Annotated in this window: 7 protein-coding genes; 3 read left to right on the top strand and 4 right to left on the bottom strand. The window is 57.1% G+C overall.

The features are described from left to right. Positions 1 to 39 precede the first annotated feature (39 nt). From ACIQVE_RS25405 to ACIQVE_RS25415, 3 genes are all read right to left on the bottom strand, one after another. On the bottom strand, positions 40 to 1,266 hold the full coding sequence (locus ACIQVE_RS25405) for a 3-hydroxyacyl-CoA dehydrogenase NAD-binding domain-containing protein (protein WP_402813746.1): 1,227 nt from the start codon (positions 1,264 to 1,266) through the stop codon (positions 40 to 42). Positions 1,267 to 1,400: 134 nt separating this feature from the next. Beyond that, positions 1,401 to 3,335 carry an ATP-dependent DNA helicase RecQ gene (locus tag ACIQVE_RS25410; protein ID WP_402813748.1) on the bottom strand — a complete coding sequence of 645 codons (1,935 nt, stop codon included), beginning with the start codon at positions 3,333 to 3,335 and terminating at the stop codon, positions 1,401 to 1,403. 180 nt (positions 3,336 to 3,515) lie between these two features. Further along, positions 3,516 to 4,019 carry a polysaccharide deacetylase gene (locus ACIQVE_RS25415; RefSeq protein WP_402813751.1) on the bottom strand — a complete coding sequence of 168 codons (504 nt, stop codon included), beginning with the start codon at positions 4,017 to 4,019 and terminating at the stop codon, positions 3,516 to 3,518. A 292-nt stretch (positions 4,020 to 4,311) separates the two neighbouring features. Here ACIQVE_RS25415 and ACIQVE_RS25420 point away from each other — a divergent pair, with 292 nt between their 5' ends. From ACIQVE_RS25420 to ACIQVE_RS25430, 3 genes are all read left to right on the top strand, one after another. Next, a complete protein-coding gene (locus tag ACIQVE_RS25420; protein ID WP_402813754.1) occupies positions 4,312 to 4,635 on the top strand; it encodes a hypothetical protein in 324 nt (107 codons plus the stop codon). Between the two features lie 206 nt (positions 4,636 to 4,841). After that, on the top strand, positions 4,842 to 5,267 hold the full coding sequence (locus tag ACIQVE_RS25425) for a hypothetical protein (protein WP_402813763.1): 426 nt from the start codon (positions 4,842 to 4,844) through the stop codon (positions 5,265 to 5,267). Beyond that, positions 5,267 to 5,539: a type II toxin-antitoxin system RelE/ParE family toxin gene (locus ACIQVE_RS25430; RefSeq protein ID WP_402813757.1), complete on the top strand. Its 273-nt coding sequence runs from the start codon at positions 5,267 to 5,269 to the stop codon at positions 5,537 to 5,539. Before ACIQVE_RS25425 ends, ACIQVE_RS25430 begins: the two co-directional genes overlap by 1 nt. A 177-nt stretch (positions 5,540 to 5,716) precedes the next feature. Here ACIQVE_RS25430 and ACIQVE_RS25435 read toward each other — a convergent pair. Next, positions 5,717 to 6,068 (bottom strand): phosphoenolpyruvate carboxykinase (ATP) (locus ACIQVE_RS25435; protein ID WP_402813760.1); only part of this gene is annotated, 352 nt, incomplete at its 5' end.

Here is a 6,068-nt window from a genome sequence, read left to right on the forward strand (position 1 = left end):
GGAGGGCTGGGGTGAGGGGGATCGATTTTCGCCCCGACATCACACTTGAGCAAACCCCTTCCCCTGCGCCACCAACTCACCAATCAACCGTGCCGGTTTCCACTGATCACCCTGCCGCGTCTCCAACGCCAGCAGCCGTTGATGAATATCCGCCAGTCCCTGCAGATCCGCCCAGGCCATCGGCCCGCCCTTGTCCGCCGGGAAGCCATAACCGTTCAGATACACCAGATCGATGTCATGCGCCGACTCGGCAATGCCTTCCTGCAGAATCTTCGCCCCTTCGTTGACCAGTGCCAGCAGACAGCGCTCCAGAATCTCCTCCGGGCCGATTTCACGGCGCTGGAAACCCAACCCCTCACTGACGCGCAACACCAGCGCATCGACCTCAGGGTCATGCTCGGCCTGTCGACTGCCCGGCTCATAGTGGTAGTAACCATTGCCGGACTTCTGACCGAACCGGCCCAGTTCGCACAAGCGGTTATCCACCTGAACCTCTGGCGCATCCTGGCCCTTGCCGGCCAACTCGCGAGCACGCCATTCCAGATCGATGCCGACCACGTCGTACATGCGAAACGGCCCCATGGCGAAGCCGAAGCCCTGCAACGCCGCATCGACCTGCTGTGGATAAGCGCCTTCGAGGAGCATCTTGCGCGCCTCCAGCACATAGGGATGGAGCATGCGATTACCGATAAAACCGTGGCAGTTGCCCGATACCACACTGACTTTGCCCATGCGCTTGCCCAGCACCAGTGCAGCTTCCAGAGCTGCCGGCGAAGTTTGCGCACCGCGAACGACTTCCAGCAGTTTCATGATGTGCGCAGGGCTGAAGAAATGCAGGCCCAACACTTGCTCAGGCCGCTTGGTAGCCGCAGCAATTGCATCGATATCCAGTGCCGACGTGTTACTCGCCAACAGCGCTTGCGGCTTGAGCAAGCCATCCAGTTCACGGAAAATCTTCTGCTTGAGTTCGAGGTTTTCGTACACCGCCTCGATCACCAGATCGGCATTGCGGATCGCCGCGTAATCCGCTGCGCAGCTGACCCGGGCCAAACGCGCATCAGCCTCGGCTTGGTCAATCCGGCCCTGACGCACGTTATGTGCATAAGTGTCAGCCACGGTCGCGAGCGCCTGTTCGAGCATCTGTGGATTGTTATCCACCCATTGCACCGTCACGCCGGCATTGGCCAGGCACATGACAATGCCACGCCCCATGGTGCCCGCACCGATCACCGCTGCCTGCTGAATATCGAAAGATGTCTGGCTCATATTGTTCTCTTGTTGGCGATCCATAGACTGGTCTCACCATAGTCAGGCAACGACACTTTTTGAAGTTTATTACCGTGATGATCGACATTCAGCGGATGGATGCAGCCCTTATCGTTCACCACAGGGTTTTGTGTTTAGTCGAGCAAGTGATTGTCAGCCCAGCCCCGCACCTCGGCGTAGGGATAATCTTCCAACGCCGCATACCCGGAAATTGTCCGCGCCTTGAGCTTGGTAAACAGCGGCACGCTGATCCCGCACAGAAACCGCGTCAGCCGTTCCGCCGTGGGTACGTTGCCGGTGTGCTGCTCGTGCTTGTGGATAAAGTCGCCGCACAACGTTGTAAAGTTTTTATCCACAAGCGGCGGCAATTGCGGTGGTTCCGGCAACCGCGCGACATGCCCATGACACACCGAACAATGCCCACAGCGCTCTGGCGCATTGTGGTCGCCGAAATACTCGGCCAGGCGATAACCCAGGCAGCGCTCAGTGGCGAACACTTCAAGCATTGCGTGAATCCGCGCGACTTCGGCCTGCTCGTGGCGGGTGAAATAATCGTGCAGGTCAGCGCTCAACACGTCGCTGTCAAAGTCGCTCTTCAGCACGCTGTAGACCTCGGTCATCTGCTTGCTCTCAAGCTCGACCCAGCCCTTCTCCTGGAAGTAATCCAGCGCCTTCACCACTCGATTTCGCTCAGCCGAATATTGCGTGTACATCGCCTCGAAACTCACGGTTGCCCAGGTTCGCGCACGGCTCGACGTCTGGACAATCGCTGCGACGAAATCCCTGCGCTCGCCCTCGAATCGTTCGAGCAACGCTTCCGGCTCCAGCAAGTATTTGAAACGGTATTCGGCGTAGTACGCGTAGCGTGGAGCGATAAGGCCACGCAGCTCCAATTGCACCAGCAATGTCTTGAGCGGCAACGCGCGGATGTTGCTTTGATCCGCGAGCGGGCCGAGCAAGAACTCCCACTGCCCTTCTGGCACCGAGGCTTTCAACTCGTCGAGTACGTAGCGGATGCCATCGCGCTCCGGCGTGTCGCCATAAACGAAGTTTTCCAGCACGTTGAGGCTGTCGCGGTTGGCCAGCACCAGACAGTCCGACGGCTGCCCGTCACGCCCCGCGCGGCCGATTTCCTGACTGTAGTTTTCGATGGATTTGGGCAGGTCGAAGTGCACCACATTGCGGATATCGCTCTTGTCGATGCCCATGCCGAAAGCGATGGTCGCGACGATGCAATTGGACTGCCCGGCCATGAAGCGTTTCTGGATGGCCTCGCGCTTATCGTGGGGTAAACCGGCGTGGTATGCCTCGGCCTGAATGCCGTTGCGCTCCAGGTGTTCGGCGATGTGTTCGGCGGTTTTCTGCAAGGTGACGTAGACAATACTCGGCTGGCCTGGGCGCTCGGCCATCCACTCCACCAGACGCCGTCGCTTGTCCTGGCCGCGAACCGGCTCCACCAGCAGATTGAGGTTGGGCCGATAGAAACCGGTGGTCACCACGTCTTCGGCGGCGATGGCAAATTTGGCCTGCATGTCGGTGATGACTTTCGGCGTTGCCGTGGCGGTCAAAAGCAAGGTTTGCGGGATGTTGAACTGCCGCTGATAGTCCGGCAGTTTGAGGTAATCCGGGCGGAAATTGTGCCCCCACTCCGATATGCAATGCGCCTCATCCACGACCAGCAGCGAGATCGGCACCTGCTGCAAAAAGTTGCGAAAGCGTTCGTTCTTCAGGCGCTCTACGGAGATCATCAGGACCTTCAATTCACCTGATCGGGCGCGGGCCATCACGTCATTGGCAACATCGCGGCTTTGCGCCGAATCAATGCTGCCCGCCGCAATGCCATGGCGTTGCAGGAACGCCAATTGATCCTGCATCAATGCCAGCAACGGCGAGACCACCAACGTCAGATTCGGCAGCATCAGTGCCGACAGTTGATAGCAAAGGGACTTGCCGGAACCTGTGGGAAAAATCGCTGCTGCCGAGCGTCCGGCCAACACCGCGCTGATGGTAGCCTCTTGTCCGGGTCGAAACTGTGGATAACCAAAAACCTGTTCCAGGGTGTTGTGCATTCGCTGTCACTCCTTTGACTGCTGCCATGCCAACAGCCTAGCGGGCGATCGCAGCGAGTCGAGAAAAGGTCGGGGGCCAAATCGATACGGAATGATACAGCTAATGGCGCGAACACCTCCGCACCCTGTGGGAGCGGGCTTGCCCGCGAAGAGGCCGGCAACGACACACAATCTAAACGTTTATGGCCGCAACACCGCCACCCGCAGTTGCTCATTCAACATCTGTTCATGCACACCCAGGCTCTTGCTCGCCCATAACGCATGGGCCGGGCTGATGTCGCCGGTGAACGCCGCCGCCAATTGACGCAGATCGGCAACACTGCGTACCTGTGGACAAAACGGTTGTTCAGCACAATCCTGACTGGCGTTGCGATAGGTGCCCAGCAAGTGATCCCACAAACCATCACGCAGTTGTCTGATCGACTTCAGCTGTACTTGCGGCACACCCAGCTTCTGCTTCAAACCCGACTCATCCAGCGCTTCACTGGCGAGTAAGGCTTTGCCGAACATCAACACTTCGGCGCGCGACGCCGTGTCGACATTTGCCTGGCTGGTGAGTGCGTCTGGCCATCCGGTGCGATTCAGATGGTCCAACACCAGCGGATTGCCGACGTCGCCGGACATTGCCAAACGACAACCACTGGCCCACAGCAATACGATCGAGGCCATTCGTAGCCACTGCATACCTAATTCCCTTTAAGCGCGTATCGGACGTTTGGAAACGTCCCACAGATTCTGGCGCGCACAATACAGCGGTTTGCGGTGAAGCGTCTGACAAAGCCGTAGGAAAACTCCTATCTAAGGGTTTTGCCCTGAAAAACCCTTGAAAACATGTAGGGCAAATACCCGAACACCGGTAAATCCCCTACGAACGCTGTCCATCCTGGCTGTCTTGTCCCACGGCGCAGCGCCCTCTTATAGTGGCCGACGCGACTGAATCCCGCCGTAGCGATCTCTCAAAGGACAGGCTTGATCCATGAACCCACCGCATCCCCCCCTCAACCGCTACCGCCGTTTGAAAACCTGCTACAGCGACAATCCGGTGCTGGTCATCGATACAGACGCCTGTCATGAAGATTTGCTGAATGCCGCTCAACAAAGACTGGGCGCCGCTAACAATCTTCTGGAAACGCTTTACTGTCTGTGTTTCAAACAAGCAGACGTCAAAGACATCCCGAACATCATCAATGCGCTTTACTTATTGACCCAGGATGGCTGCGAACTGCTGGAAGTTGCCAAGTTTAAAATCGACCACTCACAAGCCACCAACAACCCTCTTAAAAACAACCCGGTACTTTGAATCACGCTGTTCACATCTGGCGGCAGATAAACGCGCTCGTTTAAAACTGTTGATGGAACAGCAGCAATGACCTATCAGATCTTCGTCCCGTTCCTACAAGGGCAGACTCCTTGTCTTCTATCGCCGCCATGTAGCTCGTCTCTATAGTCGTGACTGTCGCTGCCAAATCAGCGGCTCGGGCTTGGTCACCCGAATGGATCGTGCGTATGCGTCCGCTGTATGCTGCCGGCACTCAATTGCCTGCAGTTTATGGTGGCTGTGTTTGGGACACCTTCGGGTGTGCCGGGTATGTGCATGATCCTCACCGGTTGACCAACCCGAACACAGTCGCCTCCTGTCGCTTGGTCACGATTTGGTGGCTTCATTCGAAGCTTTTGAGGGTCAAAAAAATGAAAACATGGAATCAATTCCGCAGCGATCGCTACCGCCCACTCGAATCCAACCTCACCGACACCAAGCCCCTGATCATCGACACAGAGGCCAATCCGCAAGACATCCTCGAATGCGCCGTAGAATGGGTCAAGCAACAGGTACAAATCAGCATTGATGACCCAAGACCCAGCGTCAGCGATGAAGACGCTCGCAGGATATTTGCCGCCAAGCGGGATGCTCTGCGTCAGCGAGTACGTTGATGAGGTTGGTCTGGCGCCAAGAGGCGCTGGATGACCGAGAAAACATCATGGAGCGTATCGGCCAGGAAAATCCCGCTGCAGCGATTAAGCTCGATGAGCTTTTCGAATCGAAGGGAGAAAGCGTCCGCCAGCAGCCAGCTTTATACAAAAGAGGTATCGCGCAAGGCACCCGCGAAATGGTTTTCACCCCAAACGACTACATCATCTACACAATCAAAGTTGATGCTGTGGAGATGCTGCGAGTACTGCATACCAGGCGCCAATGGCTATGAAGGCTGAAGAGAAGAAGAACGGCGTTTAGAGTTCGCGGCTACTTAAGTGGCATTATTCTGGCTGTTTAACGCGAACGCTGCGGGAATAATGGCAGTTGATCTGATAATGACACCCAACCCATCACCCACAAAAAAGCCGCCCCTAAAGGCGGCTTTTTCATTCTCTACAACCCAACCTTACAACTTCGGCCCTGCAGCCTTGATCGCGTCGCTCACTTCGAACTTCTTGAAGTTCTCGATGAACAGACCGGCCAGTGCTTTCGCGGCTTCGTCGTAAGCAGCCTTGTCAGCCCAGGTGTTGCGTGAGTTCAACAGGCCGGTTTCAACGCCCGGTACGGCCAGTGGCACGTCGAGGTTGATGGTGTCCAGGTGTTCGGTTTCGGTGCCGATCAGGGCGCCGCTCTGGATCGCTGCGATCACCGCGCGGGTGGTCGGGATGTTGAAGCGTTTGCCGACGCCGTAGCCGCCGCCGGTCCAGCCGGTGTTGACCAGGTAGACCTTCGAGCCGAAGCCGCGGATGCGCTTGATC

Origin of the sequence: Pseudomonas sp. NPDC098747 (assembly GCF_044760045.1) — a bacterium.
Classification (GTDB): Bacteria; Pseudomonadota; Gammaproteobacteria; order Pseudomonadales; family Pseudomonadaceae; genus Aquipseudomonas.